The sequence below is a fragment of the Agrobacterium fabrum str. C58 genome, from assembly GCF_000092025.1.
Taxonomy (GTDB): Bacteria; Pseudomonadota; Alphaproteobacteria; order Rhizobiales; family Rhizobiaceae; genus Agrobacterium; species Agrobacterium fabrum.
The window spans coordinates 323,763-342,468 of sequence record NC_003062.2 but is presented as its reverse complement, the minus strand read 5'-3'; the positions used below and the strand labels follow the sequence as shown (position 1 = coordinate 342,468).

The following is an 18,706-nucleotide window of genomic DNA, read 5'->3' as shown; positions in this document are numbered from 1 at the left end:
ATATCAAGCCTTTGCCGTGCGCGCGGCCGGCAGCGCCGCCACGTCTGGATGGGCGATGATGCCGTTCGGCATGCGGTCACGCAATTCGTCTTCCTGCTCGCTCATCACGGCCTTCAGGCGCTGCGCAATGCTGGCCTGCCGGTTGTCATTCGTCACCTTCTGGCCGAACAGATCCGTCACGTAGAAGGTGTCGATGACCTTCTCGCCGAAGGTGGTGATGCGGGCGGAGTGAATATCAAGTGACAGGTCGGCGATGACAGCCGTCATATCGGCCAGAAGCCCCGGCCGGTCGAGGCATTCGACTTCGATGACGGTGAACTTGTTCGACAGACCATTCGAGATGGTGACGGAAGGCGGAATGGTGAAGGCGCTTTTTTTCCTGCGGCTCTTCGTACGCGTGGCGATCATTTCCGGCAGGCGCTGCTTACCGGAGAGGACTTCCTCGATGAGCTTGCCGACATTGGCACCGCGCCGCGTCTCATCTTCGTCGATCGGGAATTCGCGGTTGATGAGGATCGTATCCAGCGCCCGCCCGTCAGAGGTGGTGAAGATCTGCGCATCCGCAATGTTTGCGCCGGCAGCTGCACAGGCACCGGTGATGATCGACAACAGGCGCGGATGGTCCGGCGCCAGCACGGTGATTTCCGTGATGGCGTGGAAGGAATGGGTGCGCACCATTGTTGACAGCGCCTTTTCCTGCTTGTCCGCCTCGCGCATGAAGCGGGTGTGGCGCACCTGGTCTTCCAGCGCCACCGTCAGCAGATAGGGCTCGTAATGCAGCTTGGTATATTTGCGCCGCGCCTTCTGACCCCAGTCTTCGAGAGCATCGTAGAGCGCCTGGCGGGCAATCTGCGCACGCTCCTTGCGCGAGACTTCCGAGAAGCCGCCTGACAGAAGCAGTTCAGTCTCGTAATACAGCGAACGCAGCAACTGCCCCTTCCAGCCGTTCCACACGCCCGGACCAACGGCGCGGATATCGCACACCGTCAGGATCAGCAGCATCTTCAGCCGCTCCATGGACTGCACCTTGTCGGCGAAATCGGTGATGGTCTTGCGATCGTGCAGGTCGCGCGTCTGGGCGACCATCGACATCAGAAGATGCTGTTCGATCAGCCAGACGACGGTCTCGGTCTGCTTGCCGGTGAGGCGGAAACGCTGGCAGAGCTTGCGGGCGACGCGTGCGCCGGCAATGGAATGATCCTCCTGCCGGCCCTTTGCCACATCGTGCAGCAGCACGGCGACATAAAGCGCCTCACGCTCCTCGACGCCCGGCATCAATTGATTGGCGAGCGGATGGGCATCCACGGCGGTTCCCTTGTCCACTTCCGACAGAACGCCGACCGAGCGGATCAGGTGCTCATCCACGGTATAATGATGATACATATTGAACTGCATCATCGCGACAATCTTGCCGAATTCGGGAATGAACTTGCCGAGTACGCCTGCCTCGTTCATACGGCGCAGCGTCAGGGCCGGGTCGCGACGGGAGGTGAGGATCGACAGGAAAAGCCGGTTCGCTTCCTCGTTTTCGCGAAGCTCGTCATTGATGAGCGAGAGAGAGCGGGTGACGACACGCAGCGCATCCGGATGCAGTTCGAGATTGTTGATATCGGCGATGTGGAAGAGCCGGATCAGATTGACCGGGTCGTTCTTGAAAACATCCGGTCTTGCCAGCGCGATGCGGCCCCGGTCTTCCACGAACTCCACCGAGCCCGGAATCTTGCGAACGCGGTGGGCAAAACGGCTGAGAACGCCTGACAGACCCGGCACATCCTTCGCCTGCCGGTCTTCCAGCGCGGCGCAGACGATGCGGGTCAGATCGCCCACGTCCTTAGCCACGAGAAAATAATGCTTCATGAAGCGCTCGACGGCGGAGAGGCCCGGGCGCGGCTGATAATTCAGCGCATCGGCGATTTCGCGCTGAATATCGAAGGAAAGACGCTCTTCCGCCTTGCCGGTGATGAAATGCATCTGGCAGCGGACGGCCCAGAGAAAATCATCGGCCTTTTCGAAAAGCTTCAGTTCGGACCTCGACAAAACACCGAGTTTCACCAGATCGGCCGTATCGCGGACGTGGTAATAATATTTGGCGATCCAGAACAGCGTGTGCAGGTCACGCAGACCGCCCTTGCCTTCCTTGACGTTCGGTTCCACCAGATAACGCGTGTCGCCCGCCTTGCGGTGGCGCTGGTCACGCTCGGCGAGCTTGGCGGCGATGAATTCCGGGCCGGTTCCGGTGACGACTTCCGACTCGAAGCGTTTTTCGAGGTCGTCGGTCAGGGATTTTCTGCCGCAGATCGCCCGCACTTCCAGAATCGCGGTTCGGATGGTCATATCGGATTTGGAGAGGCGAATGCACTCATCCACCGTGCGGGTGGCGTGCCCAACCTTGAAGCCGAGATCCCATAGCAGATAAAGCACGAACTCCACGGCCTTGTGCATATCAGGCGTATTCTTGGCCGGCAGCAGGAACAGGAGATCGATATCCGACCCCGGCGCCAGCGTGCCGCGGCCATAACCGCCGACCGCCGCGACCGCGATCTGCGGCGCATCCTTGGGATAGACATGTTGGCAGGCGAGATCATAGAGCGTTTCGATCAGCCGGTCCTGAAGCCAGGAGATGCGCCGGGCGCAATCAATGCCGCTGCCATCGGCTTTCAGCAGCTCTCTCGCCTTTTCCCGCCCTTCCGTGCTGGCCCTGCGGAAGATCGGCAGCAGATCCGACTTGATATCGGCGATGCGTTTGCTGTCTTCCTTGAAGATAACGTCGCAATCGCGCTTCAGCGCCGATACATCGAGAATGTCGGAAAAATCCAGGTCCTTGATGGCCATCTATGCCGGTATCCATGTCCTGTGGGATAACCCCACCGCTGCGATGGGACTGTCCTATAAAGAATTTTAAAGGCGATGGACAGGCACTGTATCTCTTCAAGCCTTGCCAAGTTCTTTCTTCAACGCATAGAGCGCGTCCAATGCCTCACGCGGCGTCATTTCGTCCGGGTTGAAGCTCTTCAGGGCCTCCTCCACTTTCGATGGCCCCGCCTTGCGGGTTTCCTCGCGGCGGACGGCAATCTGGAACAGCGGCAGATCGTCGATCAGCTGGCTGGCCGGGTTCTTGCGGTCGGCATCCTCGAGCTTCGTCAGCACCTCACGGGCACGCTCCACCACTGAGGCAGGCAGGCCCGCAAGTCGCGCGACCTGAATACCATAGGAACGATCCGCAGCGCCCGGCCCGACCTCATGCAGGAAGATGACATCACCTTCCCACTCCTTCACCCGCATCGTGGCATTGGAAAGGCGGCCGAGTTTTTCCGACAGTACCGTCAGTTCGTGGAAGTGCGTGGCGAAGAGGCCGCGACAACGATTGACCTCATGCAGATGCTCGACGGCCGCCCAGGCGATCGAAAGCCCGTCAAAAGTTGCGGTGCCACGGCCGATCTCGTCGAGGATCACCAGCGAGCGATCCGTCGCCTGATTGAGAATGGCGGCGGTTTCGACCATCTCCACCATGAAGGTCGAGCGTCCACGGGCCAGATCGTCGGAGGCGCCGACGCGCGAAAACAGCCGGTCTACGACGCCGATATGGGCAGCCTCCGCCGGAACGAAGGAACCGATCTGCGCGAGGATGGCGATCAGCGCATTCTGGCGCAGGAAGGTCGATTTACCGCCCATGTTCGGGCCGGTGAGCAGCCAGATTGCACCGTTCTTGCCACCATTGACGGCGGAGAGATCGCAATTATTCGCAATGAACGGCCCGGCAGACTGCCGCCGCAGCGCTTGCTCAACAACCGGGTGCCGGCCGCCCTTGATTGAAAAGGTCATGGAGGCATCGACGATCGGACGGCAATAGGCCTGTTCGGTCGCAAGATAGGCGAGGCTTGAGGCGACATCGATCACCGCAAGCGCCAGAGCCCCGGCCTTGATCGCCTCCGCCTGCTGCACCACGGCCTCGACCATGCGCTCGAAGGCTTCCAGCTCCATGGTCAGAGCCTCGGCCGCGGCATTGGCGATGCGGCTTTCGAGATCGGCAAGCTCCGTGGTTGTGAAGCGCATGGCGCCCGCCATGGTCTGCCGATGGATAAAGCGCGCTTTGGCCTCATCCGTTGCCATCATCACATCGGCATTGCCCGCCGTCACCTCGATAAAATAACCCAGCACGTTGTTATGCTTGATCTTGAGCGACTTGATGCCGGTCTCATCGGCATATTGCAGCTGCAACCCGGCGATCACCCGGCGTGACTGGTCGCGCAGTGCGCGAACTTCGTCGAGTTCGGGATTGGCGCCCTCACGCAGGAAACCACCATCGCGTTTCAGAAGCGGCAGATCGTCGGCCAGCATCGAGCCGAGCATGGCTTCAAGAGCGCCGGGCAGGGCTTTCAAATCCCTGAGAGCTTTCGCCAGCTCATCCGGCAGCAGCCCACCGTCGAGAATGACCGCAATTTTTTCGGCCGAAACCAGACCCTGCCGGATGGCGCCAAGATCGCGCGGGCCGCCACGTTCCAGCGCAAGGCGGGAAAGCGCACGAGGCATATCCGCGACATGTTTCAGCGCGTCACGCAGACCATCGCACAGGGAGACGTCATCGATGAGATAGGCCACGGCATCAAGACGGGCATTGATCCTTTCCGGATCGGTCAATGGCGACATCAGTCGTTCGGCCAGAAGTCGCGCACCGCCGCCAGTGACAGTGCGGTTAAGCGCGTGCAGGAGCGATCCATCCCGGTCGCCGGATAGTGTTTTCACCAGTTCCAGATTGGCGCGGGTGGCGGGATCAATGAAGAGCGTCGATGCCGCACTTTCGCGTTCCGGCGCGCCGAGCGGCGGACGCTCGGCAATCTGGGTCTTTTCGACATAGGCCACGGCTGCTGCTGCGGCTGCCATTTCCACCCGTGAAAACGTTCCGAAACCATCCAGCGTCGAGACGTTGAAATAACGCGCAATACGGCCTTCTGCCACCGCACTGTCGAAGAGGATGGCCGGCTGCGGCACCGCGACACGGCCCAGCACATCGAAAACCGGCCGTAGTTCCTCGTCGTGGAACAGGCTGTCGGCAACGATCAGCTCACGCGGATCGATACGCCAGATATCGGCGAGAAGCCGCGTCAGCGTGGTTTCCGCCAGACGGAAGACGCCGGTGGAAATATCGATCCAGGCCAGCGCGAACTGCGCCTCCGCACTGCCGCGAATACGGGCAAGCGCCATCAGATAGTTGGATTCCGTCGGCGACAGCAGCTTTTCTTCAGTGAGCGTTCCGGGCGTGACGAGCCGCACCACATCACGCTTGACCACGGATTTCGATCCGCGCTTCTTCGCTTCAGCCGGGTCTTCAATCTGTTCGCAGACGGCGACACGGTAGCCGCGCAGGATGAGCTTCTGGAGATAGTCATCGGCAGCGTGAACGGGAACGCCGCACATGGGAATATCGTGCCCCATATGCTGGCCGCGTTTCGTCAGCGTGATACCGAGCGCGCGGGAGGCTTCGACCGCATCGTCAAAGAACAATTCGTAAAAATCGCCCATGCGGTAAAACAGCAGCGAACCGGGATTGTTCGCCTTGATCTCGATATATTGCTCCATCATCGGAGTGGCCGTCGCGCGGCTCTCTTCCGAGATCAGGGAAGCGGTTGTCAGAACGTCCGTCAATGGCCTGCCGATGTCATATCGCGTTGCGGAAAAGGAGCGCCGACACTAGCGGCATTGCCCGCCCCAACACAACACACGCGGCACCGCTGCCCACAGGAACATCCTGATGGCCTCGATCAAAACCCGGTCAGCCGTTGATGCGTTCGGCCTCGCCGCCATAATAGCTGATATAGCGGCCGGCGATGGACGATACCGGCAAAACCACCAGGACGTCGGTGGTGTTGAAAGCATGATCAACGACCGCGCCGGAGCCGAACATGGCGCCAAGACGCATATAACCCTTGATCAGCGGCGGCATGGCATTCAATGCCTTGCGGGTATTGAGCGCCTCGACCGGCACGAGGTCCATTTCATGATAGAGTTCGGGCAAAGCGACCGCTTCCCACTCGCCCTTTGCAAGGCAATTATGGTGCAGGAAGGACAGCGCCAGCGCATGTGCTTCCGGCTGCACGCCGGGGAAGGAAGCGCAGCCGATCATGGCGTCCATGCGGTGTTTTACGGCATAAGCCCAGTTGCCCTGCCACAGAAGCTCGACGGTACGCTTGGTGCGATATTCCGGCAGCACACAGGAACGGCCAAGTTCCATGAAGCGCTTGCCCGGATGGCGCGCGACAAGCCCGGCAATATCGAACTCGCTGGCAGAATAGAAACCATTATTGGCAAGCGCCGTTTCCTGTCGCAGCAGACGATAGGTGCCGACGATCTGGTCCTCGCTATCGCCTTCAATCGACTTGTCGAGCACAAGAAGGTGGTCGCAGACGCTGTCCCAGGCGTCGAAGTCGCGCTTGCGGCGCATCGCTTCGGCAGGAAGGCGCGCCTTCATTTCCTCGACAAAGACCCGGTAGCGCACGGATTGCGCGGCATCGATTTCACGTTCATTTCTGGCAAGCCGTGTTTCCAGCGTGCCGATACGGCCGAAAAGACCCTCATTGTCCTGAGCTGTCTCGGAACGAGGACTAATGACAACATTGTTTTCACAAATGTCGTGATTGAAGATTTCGGCAACCATGGGGAATCGCTCCGCCACCAAAGAGTTTTCCTGTCATAAATCACTAATTCGCGACAGAATAGTGACAAAATGCCGCCAACGCGAGTCTGTCAAGTTATGATGACAACACGCGTTTCGCCTCCAATAGGCGACGGATTTCCTCAACCAGCCGGCGCGGGTCGGCGGGCTTGGCCAAAACAGCACCTGCACCGGCCTTCAGCAGTATCTCGGCGGTCCCGGCACCGGCGTCCCCGCTGAGAATGATGACGGGAATATTTCTTTCATCTTTCAGCTTGCCGAGGAGGTCCGGCAACACGTCGAGGCCCTCACCGCCCGGCATATTAAGATCGGAGACGATGAGATTTGGCAGGCGGGACGCACCCGACGCCACCGATTGCTGGAGGGCCTGAAAATTGTCCACGGCGCGGACGATATAGCCGCTTTTTTCCAGGACAGCCCGGATGATGCGCGCATTGACCGCATCGTCTTCGGCCACGAGTATCTCCACGCCGCTCGCTCTCTCCACCACCCTTGACGAAAACCCCACATCCGGGTGGTTATCGTTGATCGCGTCGCGCCGCTCTATGCCGCGCAGGCGGCCACACAGCACATCGATCAGGGATTTTTCGCGAAGGGGCCGGATCAGCCAGGCGTCGAAGGACGCATGGGTGGTCGAAGCCCGCTCTTCGGGACTGACGAGCAGCGTGCGACGGATCGTCTGCTGCGGCCAATCCCGCAGGGCATCCCTGAATAGTGCCGAGATACGCAGATCGACGATGATGTCGGTGAGATCAGCGGTCCGGCTGACAGGTTCATTCCTCAGCCTGTCCAGATCCTCCGGCTGATGGATGAGAATACACTTGCCACCGAAAGCCTCGATGGCTTCCATCGTCACCGCCGCCGCCACACCCTCCGGCGCAATCAGCAGGACATTGGTGTGCTGCAGGCAATGGCTCCGGCCGGAATCCGGCATCTCGGCGGGAGCCCTGCCCGGGCGGAACACCAGCTTGAAGGTGCTGCCCTCACCCCTGCGGCTCGAAACCGTGAGGTTGCCGCCGAATTCCCGCACGATGCGGGCGGAGATCGCAAGTCCCAGCCCCGTGCCGGCGCTTCGTTGCGACAGCGGGCCGGCCTGCTCGAACTCCCCGAAGATACGCGCCTGCTCCGCCTCACTCATGCCGGGGCCGGTATCTTCGACGGTGATCTGCAATTCGCCGTCGACCATGCGCGCCCGGATAACGACCCCGCCCACCTGCGTGAATTTCACGGCATTGCCGATGAGATTGAACAGGACCTGGCGCAGCCTTGCCGGATCAAAATCGAGATAATCGGGCACGTCAGGCGTGACGAAGGAGGCGATTTCGATGCCCTTTTCATGGGCGCGATGGGCAAGCATCTCCACGATGCTCTCGATCAGCCGCCGCAGGTTTTCCGCGCGCGGGTTGAGCCTGAAGCGGCCGGCTTCCATGGTCGAATAATCCAGGAGATCCTCGACAAGCTGCACCAGCGACTGACCGGACTGTTTCATGCCATCCAGATAATTACGCTGTTCCTGATTGAGCTTCGTCTGCGACAGAAGGTGGTTCATGCCGAGCATGCCGGAGAGCGGCAGGCGGATTTCATGGCTGACCGTGGCAAGCAACCGCGCCTTTTCGGCATCGGCCTTTTCGGCGCGCAGGCGGGCATCTTCCCGTTCGGCAAGCGCAAGCCGTTCTTCGGTCACGTCTCTTGCGATACTGCTGATCATGAGACGGCTGCTTGCGAGATCGCGGGTTACCACATCGTGCCAGGAGAAGATGCGCTGACCGAACGGAGTCGCGATCTCCACATCATAGGCATGGACCCTGTCACCCGGGCGGAAAGCAATGCCGATCTCCTCGCAGCTCAAGCCTTCCGGCGACGTGCAGCCGGTCATTTCGCGAAAGACGCGGTTCGCCTCGACGATGCGCCGGTTCATGTTGCGGATCACGACGATATCGCCCATGGACTCCTGCATTTCGGCAATCAGCGACCGGTTTTGCGTTTGCCGCAGCCGGACATCCGAATAATCTGCGGGCAGCGTGCCGGGAAGCGGGAAAGATTTGCCGAAGAGCGCATAAAACAGGGCACCCATAAGCACCGCGCCAAAAAAACAGGCGAGCACGACGGTGACGGCATAGGGCACCGCAAGTGCGATCAGGGCGGCAGCGAAGGCCCCCACCGATAGCGAAATGGCGACATAAAGCGCAACCGCCCTGACATCGCTGGCATGTTCCTCGTTCGCAAGGCGCGTTGTCTTATCGGCAGGATCCGCCGCTGGGGTGGCCAGACCGAGACCATCTGAAACTTTTTGCCGAAGTCGTGCAAGTTCGCTCATACATAACCGCTACCACGGCAGCGGTTTTGATATGTTTGGCTGAAACGCTAAAATTTTACTTTTTGGCCGCCCGGGCATGCAGAAATTCATCGAGAATGACGCAGGCTGCACCGATGGTTATGAAACTATCAGCCAGATTGAATACCGCGAACGACCATGTCTGCGTGTGGAACAGGATATAGTCGATGACGTGACCGTAAAAAAAGCGGTCGAGAAGATTGCCGGCCGCTCCCGCGATGATGAAGGCAAAACCGAGATGGGCGAAGGTCCGGTCGGCCGCCGTCTTGCGCCAGAGCCATAGAACGAAGACCACGATGACGAGGCGCATGCTGACGATGAACCAGCCGTGCATGTCTTCCAGCATCGAAAAGGCGACACCGAGATTGTAGGTGCGATAAAGCGCCAGAAACGGCGCTACCGGAACCATCTCCTGCAGCGGCAGATAGGCCTCGACCAGCTGCTTGACGATCTGATCCAGCACCAGTGCGGCGGCGATCAGCGTAAAAGCCGGTGCGAATTTCGAGAACAATGCCGCTTTGGCCATTACGTCACCGGTGCCAGTTCGAGGAGATGTCGCCGTGCTTCAAACAGCATGACGGCGGTTGCGATGGCAAGGTTGAGACTATCGGCGCGGCCCTGCTGGGGAATGCGCGCCAGCTGGTCCGCCTTGCCGGCCAGTTCCGGCGGCAGGCCAGACTGTTCGTTGCCCATCAAAATCACGACCGGTTTGCCGGCGTAGTCGATCTTCCGATAATCCACGGAACCGGCAAGATGTGTGGCAACGACGCTGACATGGGCCGATTTTTTCCAGGAGAGGAATTCCTCAACCGACGCGCGGGCGACGGGCGTGGCAAAGACCGAGCCCATGGTGGCACGCACCGTCTCCAGCGAGAAGGGATCGGTGCAATCGCCCACCAGAATGACGCCCGAGGCACCGGCCGCATCCGCCGTGCGGATGATGGTGCCGAGATTGCCGGGATCGCGTACGCGGTCGAGCGCGATATAGGTCTCGCCCTTTTCAGGGCGGATATCCTTCAGCGGCTTCCATTTCTGTTCGAAAATACCGACGACCATCTGCGGATTGTCGCGGCGGGTGATCGAGGCGATGACCTTCTCGCTGACTTCGAGCACCAGACCACCTGACGCAACGGTCTTGACCGCCGCCTGCTCCACCAGCGGCTTACCCTTGGCGGCCTTGGCGTAAACCAGCGTCTTGATCGTCCAGCCGAGTTCGAGCGCGTCGATGACCAGCTTCAGGCCTTCGGCCATGAAGGTGCCGGTCTCTTCCCTGCCCTTTTTCTGGGTGAGCGCCTTGATGTCCTTGATGATGGGATTGGCAAGGCTCGTCACTTCCTTGACCTGGCCAACCCGGCGCGTGATGTTTTCGCGCATGTCCTTCGTCATTTCGGCTCCCAACGGCTGAATAGCGATGTGGAAAGCACGCGGCCCGGCGTCTTGCCGTCAAGCCCCGCCTCGCGAATGACCAGTTCACCGGATGCGACAACACCGCCGGCACCGCGCATGGTTTCGCGCATCAGCTCATGCATCGAATAGAAGCTGGCCCGGATGGAATAGGCCGTCAGCACCAGACCGAGCGCCTTGGGCGACAGGATTTCCCGGCAGATATCAAGCATCAGCGGCAGATGGTCGAACAATTGCCAGACCTCACCGTGAGTGCCGCGGCCGAATTTCGGCGGGTCGGTGAGAATGATGTCGTAAGTGCTGCCACGACGTTCTTCCCGCTGGATGAACTTCATGGCGTCTTCACAAATCCAGCGGATCGGCGCCTGTTCCAGCCCGGCGAGCACCTGGTTCTCCTTCGCCCAGCCGATCGCCTTCTTGGAGGCGTCGACATGGGTGACTTCAGCACCAGCAGCCGCCGCAACCAGCGAGGCGACGCCGGTGTAACCGAAGAGGTTCAGCACTTTCAGCGGCCGGTCGGCAGTCTCCACGGCATTTTTCAGCCATTCCCAATGCACGATCTGCTCCGGAAAGACGCCGACATGCCGGAACGCCGTGAAACGACCGAGAAATTCAACCCCCAGCAGGGAGAGAGGCCAGGTTTCGCCAAGCGCTTCCTTCGGAAAACGCCAGCGGCCCATGCCGTCCTCATCCGTATCGCCGGTAAAAATGGCGTCGGCATTCTGCCATACGCGGTCGGGAACCAACGGCCGCCACAGCGCCTGCGCCTCGGGACGAACGACGCGGTAATCGCCATATTGTTCAAGCTTCAGGCCGTTACCACTGTCGATCAGGTGAAAATCACCCGCGCCGCTCGATTCCAGAATGACAGGGACGTGTTCTGCGGGCAGTTCACCGGTGCGCTGCATAATTGCGCGCGCGGGGACTTGCTCAACGGCAGCCGCTACGACGGTTTTTTCCTTCGGCGCGGCTTTCTGCACGGTGCGCACCGCATCGGGCTCGCGCTTTTTCGGCGCGGCATCCGCGCGGCGCGCCGGCCTTGCGGCATGGACCTGTTTTTTCTCGCTCCCGGCACGCGCACGATTGCCCGGCCGGCTGTCTTTTTTCTTCAATGGAAATCTTTCCGCTTCTGCCCGCGTCTTATTGCGCCAGCAAATAGCATTCCGCGCGCCGCTCGACTAGAGCCGGAACGGCTGTCGCCACCATCACTTTGCCGGGAGTTGTCCCGCATGCGGCAGCTGCCCGGTGGCGGCCGCCTTCTGGCGGTTCGCCTCGTCGTGCCAGCGAACGGCCTCTTTCGCTTCGATACGGGCACGTTTGCGATGTTTGCCCTGCGCGAACCATGTGGCCGCCGAGCCCATGAGAACGCCAAAAATGACCGCCAGAAACAGAAAAACGAAAAACGGCGCGGTGAAGGACAGAACGCCATCGTCCGGTCGGAACGGATTGAGCGCCAGCGTCACGGACTGACGATTGGCCACGCACAGGATGACGAGGATGATCGCCAGCGGAAGCAGGATGATGAGGTTGATGATTTTTTTCGACATCCGACAATACTCCATCGCTGCGGGTGTTCCGCCGGCTCCTTTGCAGTCGCCAGGCGTCAAGAACGATCAATCGTCCTCTTCGTCGCCCATACCCGGGTTCAGGCGCTCGCGCAGTTCCTTGCCCGTCTTGAAGAAAGGCACCCATTTTTCCTCGACGAAAACCGACTCACCCGTACGCGGGTTCCGGCCCGAACGGGACGGACGGTTCTTCACCGAAAAGGCGCCGAAACCGCGAAGCTCGACACGATTTCCCGCCGCCAGCGCATCGGTGATTTCATCCAGCACCGCATTGACGATGTTTTCCACGTCGCGGTGATAAAGGTGCGGGTTACGCGCAGCAACGATCTGCACCAGTTCAGACTTGATCACGGTTGCCCCCTGAAAGAATTGGATTTTTAACGCGGCTCAACCTGCCAAACGGAAACAAGACCGTCAAGAAACAACTTGTCCGCACCGAGCTGGCTGGGGCCTGCGAAGGGAATTAAATCGTCATATCCCAGAAGTTTCGCTATTTGCGCAACACTGAAAAGCGCAAAAGGCGAATTGGAGGACGGCGCGCGCCATTCGACGATCGGCAAATCCTTGGCCACACCACGGGTTTCGAAATAGGCGCGAACTTCCTTTTCGCCGCCGAGCGTGTCGACCAGCTTGTTGGCAAGCGCCTGCCGACCAGTGAAGATCGATCCATCAGCCAGTTTCAACACCTCTTCGCGCGGCAATTTGCGGCGATCGGCGACGAGGTCGACGAACCAGCCGTAGCTGTCCATCACCATGGCGCGGATCATGGTCTTTGCCTCTTCCGGCGCTTCGTGGAAAGGAGAAGGCTCCGCCTTCATCGGTGACGACTTGATTTCCTGAAGCGAAACGCCGAGTTTTTCCATCAGCTGGCCAAGCTGGGGGTACTGGAAGATCACGCCGATCGAGCCGGTGATAGAGGTTTCGCCGGCAACGATGACGTCGCCTGCCGATGCGATCATATAACCTGCGGAAGCGGCGAGCGTGCGTACATCCGAGACAACCGGCTTCTTTTCCGCGACGCTTCGAATAACCTTGAAGATGCGCTCCCCGCCGTAGGTGGTGCCGCCGGGTGAGGAAATCGAGACGATCAGGCCTTTGACATTATCGCTCTTGGCGATCTTGTCGAGCCGCTCGAGAAGTTCGGTATTGTCGGTGATCAGGCCGGAAACCTCGATGCGGGCGATATGGGGTTTTGCGCTTTGCTGCGGGCCTTGCCAGAAAAACCGGTAAAGACCGAAGGCGCCGACGACGAGCAGGAGAACGGCGGCAACCCGCCAGAAAGTCAGCTTGCGGCGCAACCGCCTGCGATCAGCTATCGCCATATTATCCATAGAAACCTCTGTCGTCCGCCCGTGCGTTTCAGGCCATATGGTTCTTCTAACGCGAAGCCGCAAGGAAACAATAAAGAAACCAGAATTACGATAAAATTCGCATTTCCCTTGCACCTCTCCAGACAAAAACCATATTGGCAGGACAAAGCACTCGTGCCAAACACATTTAGATAGAGACACAAGCTTCGATTGTGCGCCTGAATGGCGCCGGGGAAGCATTCGGACCCACTCCTATGCTCGAACGACTCCGTGAACCCGCGCCAGCATTTTCGCTGCCCAATGACCAGAACGGCGCCTATGACACAGCGCTGCGGCATTCCGCGCGTGTAAAGCGGCTGAAGATCATTCTGCCGCTCAGCGCGGCCATCATCTCGCTCGCCTTCATCGCCGTTTCGGTCATCCGCACCTGGGCGCCCGAAAAGGTTTCGCTGGAAAGCGCGCGGATAGAAGACGGCAAGATCGTGATGGAAAAGCCCGCCGTCGCGGGCCGCAACGAAAAGGGTATAGATTATTCCATGAACGCCGACCGCGCGTTGCAGGACATCGCCAACCCCAACCTGATGACGCTCGAAAAGGTGCTGGCCGCCGTGCCTGTCAATGACAGCGTCGCGCAGGTTATCGCCCAGGAAGGCATTTTCGACCGCTCCACCAACACGCTGAAGATGACTGCGCCTTTTGACATCAATCTCAGCAATGGCATACAAGCGAAGTTCCAGTCTGCGGATGTCGATCTGAAGGCCGGCAAAATGAGCAGCAAAGAGCCGGTTTCAATCAAAACAAACGACGGCTCCATTGTTGCGCAATCGATTGACATCGCAGATAATGGCAAGACAATTACATTTTCGGGGCAGGTACGCGCACGTATCGCTGCATCCAATATCAAGAATGAAGGCAAGTGAGAGCCCGGTCCAGATGATGCAAATTTCCCGTCCCGTTTCCCTTGGCAGAACCGCAGGCCTTACAGCCGCAGGTCTCTTTTTTTCCTGTCTTGCAACTGTGGCTTTCGCCCAGAACACGACCAGCAGCATGCAGGGCGTCAAGCTCTCCGGCGACCAGCCGATCGCCATTGAAAGCGATCAGCTCGAGATTCGCGACCAGGAGCGTAAGGCCTATTTTACCGGCAACGTAAAGGTTGTGCAGGGCACGACCACCCTTCAGGCCGGCAAGATGACGGTGAACTACAAGGGTCAGGGCTCTTCGCTCACCAGTGGCGATGCCAATATCGAGAAGATCTTCGTCGACAACAATGTCTACCTGACCTCCGAGACCCAGAAGGCCACGGCCGACCACGGCGAATTCGACATGGCGGCGCAGACCTTCATTCTGACCGGCAAGCAGGTGGTCCTGTCCGAAGGCACTAACGTCTTCACCGGCTGCAAGCTCACCGTTCTGATGAATACGGGGCAGGCAAAGCTCGAAAGCTGCGGCGGCCCTGTTCGGATCATGCTTGATCCGAAATCCCAGAAAAAACAGTAGTCTTTCCTCGTGAAGATACCTTCGATCTCAAAAATTCTCGGCGGCGGACGCAACCGTTCCGCAGACGCCGCCTCACCCGCCGACAAGACCCCTTACCAGGGCACCTTGATCGCACATGGCCTGACGAAAACCTATGATACCCGTCGTGTCGTCAACGGTGTTTCACTGGTCGTGCGCCGTGGAGAGGCCGTGGGGCTGCTTGGCCCGAACGGCGCCGGCAAGACCACCTGTTTTTACATGATCACGGGCCTGGTGCCTGTCGATAGCGGCAAGATCGCCATCAATGGCAATGATGTGACCGGCATGCCGATGTACAGGCGTGCCAGGCTCGGTGTCGGTTATCTGCCGCAGGAAGCGTCGATTTTCCGCGGCCTGACGGTCGAGGAAAACATTCGCGCCGTGCTGGAAGTGCATGAACCGGATGCCGCCAAACGCAATCGCAAGCTCGATGAACTCCTGGAAGAGTTTCATATTGCGCAACTGCGCAAATCGCCTGCTGTGGCGCTTTCGGGCGGTGAGCGGCGGCGTCTGGAAATTGCGCGCGCTCTCGCGACCGACCCGACTTTCATGCTGCTGGATGAGCCCTTCGCGGGCGTCGATCCGATTTCGGTCAGCGACATCCAGAATCTGGTCAGGCATCTGACCGCGCGCGGCATCGGCGTTCTCGTCACGGACCATAATGTCCGCGAAACGCTCGGCCTCATCGACCGCGCCTATATCATCCATGCCGGCGAAGTGCTGACGCATGGACGTCCTGACGACATCGTCAACAATCCGGACGTGCGCCGTCTCTATCTCGGCAATAATTTCAGCCTTTAACGATAGGGCGCGAAAGATTCTTCATCGCGCCCCACCCTGACGCTTGACCAAACAAGATAAAAAAGCAATTTTTGGGCCAAGTTCTGTCTCCTCCGCAAAATTTATGAAAACTGTGGCTATGGAGAAGCTGTAAGGGGAGTTTCGCGTCCGCCATGGCATTGTCTGCCAGCCTTTTGCTGCGTCAAAACCAGTCTCTCGTGATGACACCGCAACTGATGCAGTCCATCCAGCTGCTTCAGATGACGCATTTCGAGCTGACGCAGTTTATCGCGCAGGAGGTGGAGCGCAATCCATTGCTGGAAATTGCAGCAAACGATGGCGATTTGGGCAGCGATACGCCTGTCGACGTCGATAATTTCGGCGACGCTGAAGCTTCGGATGCGGCCGTCAGGGTGACGCCCGACAGCGATGACTGGTACGGGGAGCGCGCCGCAAATCTTGGCGAGCAGCTGGACACGAGCTTCGAAAACGTCTTTCCCGACGATGGCGAACCGAGAAAAGCCGATGCGCCCGAACTCGCAAGCCAATGGAAATCCATGCCCGGGCAGGAGTCCGGAGAAAGCTACGACCTCGACGACTTCGTGGCCGCCCGACAAAGCCTCAGCGACCACCTCAATCAGCAACTGCCGCTCGCCATCTCCGCCGCCGAGGACAGGATGATCGCCGATGCGCTGATCGGCCAGCTCGATGAGACCGGTTATATCGCCGCGGATGCCGTCGACGACGTTGCAGAACGGCTTGGTGCCACACCATCGGCGGTCGAGTACGTTCTGAAGACGCTTCAGGGTTTTGATCCGCCGGGCATCTTTTCCCGTTCCTTGAGCGAATGTCTGGCAACCCAGCTCGCACAGAAGGACCGGCTCGACCCGGCCATGCGAGCTTTTGTCGATAATCTCGAGCTTCTGGCGAAACGCGATTTTGCCTCCTTAAAAAAACTCTGCGGCGTCGATGAAGAAGACCTTCTCGACATGCTGGCGGAAATCCGCACGCTCAATCCGCGCCCCGGCGCGGGTTACGATTCGATGGTTTCGGAAACAATCGTTCCTGATATCATCGTCCGCCCCTCCTCCACCGGTGGCTGGCTGGTGGAGATCAATCCCGACACCCTGCCGCGTGTGCTCATCAACCAGAGCTACTTTGCGGAGGTTTCAAAACATAAGGCGCGCGCAGGAGAGGATCAGGATTTCCTGTCCGAATGCATGCAGACAGCCCATTGGCTGACCCGCAGCCTCGATCAGCGCGCCCGGACGATCATGAAGGTGGCGAGCGAAATCGTACGCCAGCAGGATGCCTTCCTCATCAACGGCGTCGACCAGCTGCGCCCGCTGAACCTCAAGACGGTGGCCGACGCCATCAAGATGCATGAATCCACCGTCAGCCGCGTGACGTCGAAGAAATACATGCTGACGCCGCGCGGACTTTTCGAGCTCAAATATTTCTTCAGCGTGTCGATCAGCGCCGTGGAGGGCGGTGATAGCCATTCGGCGGAAGCGGTACGTCACCGCATCAAGGCGATGATCGCGCAGGAAGCCGCTGAGGCCGTCCTTTCCGACGACGATATCGTCGACAATCTGAAAAAGACCGGCATCGATATCGCACGCCGCACCGTCGCCAAATATCGCGAGGCGATGAATATTCCCTCCTCCGTGCAGAGGCGCCGGGAGAAGAAAGCGATGGCGAAGCTTTCCGCCTTCTGAGCAACGCGGCGATCACGTTTGCGGCGGTTTTTTGCCGCACCATTGACTCTTGTCACGGCAGGGGCTAGAAGCCCGCCGCACACGTCAGCAAGGTCATTTGTAACGGAATAATCTCCTCCGTCCATGGGCGTAAAATTCGAATGAAGGCTTTTTAAGGCCTTCGAAACGCTTGGATGCGCGCGCGGCTTGACGTAAGCTGGTACTCGCAAATCACTACAAAAAGGAAAATTTCCATGAGTGTGCGTGTATCTGGTAAACATATGGAGATCGGTGAATCTTTCCGTCAGCGGATTGAGGACAATATAGGTCTGGCAGTTACCAAATACTTCGATGGGGGGTATTCAGGCCAGGTAACCGTGGAGAAGTCCGGATCGCGTTTTGCGGCCGATTGCAAGCTGCATCTCGATACCGGCGTCGTATTGCATGCGGCGGGTCAGGCGAACGATCCGCAAGCCAGCTTCGATGCTGCCGCTGAGCGGATCGAGAAGCGCCTGCGTCGTTACAAGCGCAAACTGAAGGACCATCACAGTGGTTCGAACGGCGCGCTCCCGGAAATCGCCTATACGGTGATGGATGCTGTTCCCGATGAGGACCACGAGGTCCCCGAGGATTATGCACCCACCATTGTGGCGGAGAGCTCGAAACAGATTAAGACAATGTCAGTCGCCAGCGCCGTGATGGCGCTCGACATGACCGACGAGCCGGTTCTGCTGTTCCGCAGCCCGGGCAAGGAATATCTCAACATCGTTTACCGACGTCATGACGGCAATATTGGCTGGATCGACGCGGAAACGATCAAGAGCTGAACAGTCTGACAAGACGTGGGAGGCAGAGCGCCAAGGCGCATCTGCCTCCTGCATCGTCTCGATGGCATGAAGGAAAAAGAGAATGGCGTTGGCAGATTTGCTGCAACAAGATGCGATTATTCCCGCCCTCAAGGTGAATTCCAAAAAGCAGTTGCTTCAGGAGCTGGCCGCAAAGGCAGCCAGAATTACCGGGGTCTCGGAACGGGAAGTTTTCGACGTCATCCTCCAGCGTGAGAAACTCGGCTCCACCGGTGTGGGTCATGGCATTGCCATTCCGCATGGCAAGCTCAACAGCATTCATCAGATTACCGGCGTCTTCGCACGTCTTGAAACCCCGGTCGATTTCGAAGCTTTGGACGACCAGCCGGTCGATCTGGTTTTCCTGCTGCTCGCGCCAGAAGGCGCTGGCGCGGATCACCTGAAGGCGCTGTCGCGCATTGCGCGGGCGCTACGCGATCCTGAACTGGTGACCAAGCTGCGCGCCACCGATTCCGACACGGCGATCTACGCCTTCCTCAATCAGGAACAGGCGACGGCGGCCTGATCGCGGGCCTATCCTGTCAGTTTAACGACAATAAAAAACGCGCCCTGAAGGCGCGTTTT

At 59.1% G+C, this 18,706-nt stretch carries 16 protein-coding genes; 6 read left to right on the top strand and 10 right to left on the bottom strand.

Annotated elements, in window-relative coordinates; translation table 11 throughout:
- Positions 1-3 precede the first annotated feature (3 nt).
- The 10 genes from ATU_RS01660 to sppA form a co-directional block, all read right to left on the bottom strand.
- A complete protein-coding gene (locus ATU_RS01660) occupies positions 4-2,832 on the bottom strand; it encodes a [protein-PII] uridylyltransferase (protein ID WP_010970834.1) in 2,829 nt (942 codons plus the stop codon).
- Between the two features lie 96 nt (positions 2,833-2,928).
- A complete protein-coding gene (mutS, locus tag ATU_RS01655; RefSeq protein WP_010970833.1) occupies positions 2,929-5,580 on the bottom strand; it encodes a DNA mismatch repair protein MutS in 2,652 nt (883 codons plus the stop codon).
- A gap of 190 nt (positions 5,581-5,770) precedes the next feature.
- A complete protein-coding gene (olsB, locus tag ATU_RS01650; protein ID WP_006310189.1) occupies positions 5,771-6,652 on the bottom strand; it encodes a l-ornithine N(alpha)-acyltransferase in 882 nt (293 codons plus the stop codon).
- A gap of 94 nt (positions 6,653-6,746) precedes the next feature.
- Positions 6,747-8,987 (bottom strand): hybrid sensor histidine kinase/response regulator, encoded by a 2,241-nt coding sequence (locus tag ATU_RS01645; RefSeq protein ID WP_010970832.1) that lies wholly within the window; start codon positions 8,985-8,987, stop codon positions 6,747-6,749.
- Between the two features lie 55 nt (positions 8,988-9,042).
- Positions 9,043-9,531 (bottom strand): signal peptidase II, encoded by a 489-nt coding sequence (lspA, locus tag ATU_RS01640; RefSeq protein WP_010970831.1) that lies wholly within the window; start codon positions 9,529-9,531, stop codon positions 9,043-9,045.
- On the bottom strand, positions 9,531-10,391 hold the full coding sequence (locus tag ATU_RS01635) for a TrmH family RNA methyltransferase (protein WP_010970830.1): 861 nt from the start codon (positions 10,389-10,391) through the stop codon (positions 9,531-9,533). Before ATU_RS01635 ends, lspA begins: the two co-directional genes overlap by 1 nt.
- Positions 10,388-11,521 (bottom strand): class I SAM-dependent methyltransferase, encoded by a 1,134-nt coding sequence (locus tag ATU_RS01630; RefSeq protein WP_035256137.1) that lies wholly within the window; start codon positions 11,519-11,521, stop codon positions 10,388-10,390. The genes ATU_RS01635 and ATU_RS01630 overlap by 4 nt, the downstream gene beginning before the upstream one ends.
- Before the next feature lie 93 nt (positions 11,522-11,614).
- Positions 11,615-11,956: a LapA family protein gene (locus tag ATU_RS01625; protein WP_006310184.1), complete on the bottom strand. Its 342-nt coding sequence runs from the start codon at positions 11,954-11,956 to the stop codon at positions 11,615-11,617.
- A 66-nt stretch (positions 11,957-12,022) separates the two neighbouring features.
- A complete protein-coding gene (locus ATU_RS01620; RefSeq protein WP_219256707.1) occupies positions 12,023-12,349 on the bottom strand; it encodes an integration host factor subunit beta in 327 nt (108 codons plus the stop codon).
- 2 nt (positions 12,350-12,351) lie between these two features.
- The gene (gene sppA, locus ATU_RS01615) at positions 12,352-13,305 is read right to left on the bottom strand and encodes a signal peptide peptidase SppA (protein WP_010970827.1); all 954 of its coding nucleotides are present in this window, start codon (positions 13,303-13,305) and stop codon (positions 12,352-12,354) included.
- A gap of 233 nt (positions 13,306-13,538) precedes the next feature.
- Between sppA and lptC the strand changes: the two genes are divergently transcribed.
- From lptC to ptsN, 6 genes are all read left to right on the top strand, one after another.
- Positions 13,539-14,204 (top strand): LPS export ABC transporter periplasmic protein LptC, encoded by a 666-nt coding sequence (lptC, locus tag ATU_RS01610; protein ID WP_006310182.1) that lies wholly within the window; start codon positions 13,539-13,541, stop codon positions 14,202-14,204.
- A gap of 13 nt (positions 14,205-14,217) precedes the next feature.
- A complete protein-coding gene (locus ATU_RS01605) occupies positions 14,218-14,781 on the top strand; it encodes an LptA/OstA family protein (RefSeq protein WP_010970825.1) in 564 nt (187 codons plus the stop codon).
- A 9-nt stretch (positions 14,782-14,790) separates the two neighbouring features.
- On the top strand, positions 14,791-15,600 hold the full coding sequence (lptB, locus tag ATU_RS01600) for an LPS export ABC transporter ATP-binding protein (RefSeq protein ID WP_006310180.1): 810 nt from the start codon (positions 14,791-14,793) through the stop codon (positions 15,598-15,600).
- A 152-nt stretch (positions 15,601-15,752) separates the two neighbouring features.
- Positions 15,753-17,297: an RNA polymerase factor sigma-54 gene (gene rpoN / locus ATU_RS01595; RefSeq protein ID WP_010970824.1), complete on the top strand. Its 1,545-nt coding sequence runs from the start codon at positions 15,753-15,755 to the stop codon at positions 17,295-17,297.
- 233 nt (positions 17,298-17,530) lie between these two features.
- Positions 17,531-18,103 (top strand): ribosome hibernation-promoting factor, HPF/YfiA family, encoded by a 573-nt coding sequence (gene hpf, locus ATU_RS01590; RefSeq protein ID WP_010970823.1) that lies wholly within the window; start codon positions 17,531-17,533, stop codon positions 18,101-18,103.
- Between the two features lie 82 nt (positions 18,104-18,185).
- Positions 18,186-18,647, top strand: coding sequence for a PTS IIA-like nitrogen regulatory protein PtsN (gene ptsN / locus ATU_RS01585; RefSeq protein WP_006310177.1), 462 nt, complete (start codon positions 18,186-18,188; stop codon positions 18,645-18,647).
- Positions 18,648-18,706: the final 59 nt, after the last annotated feature.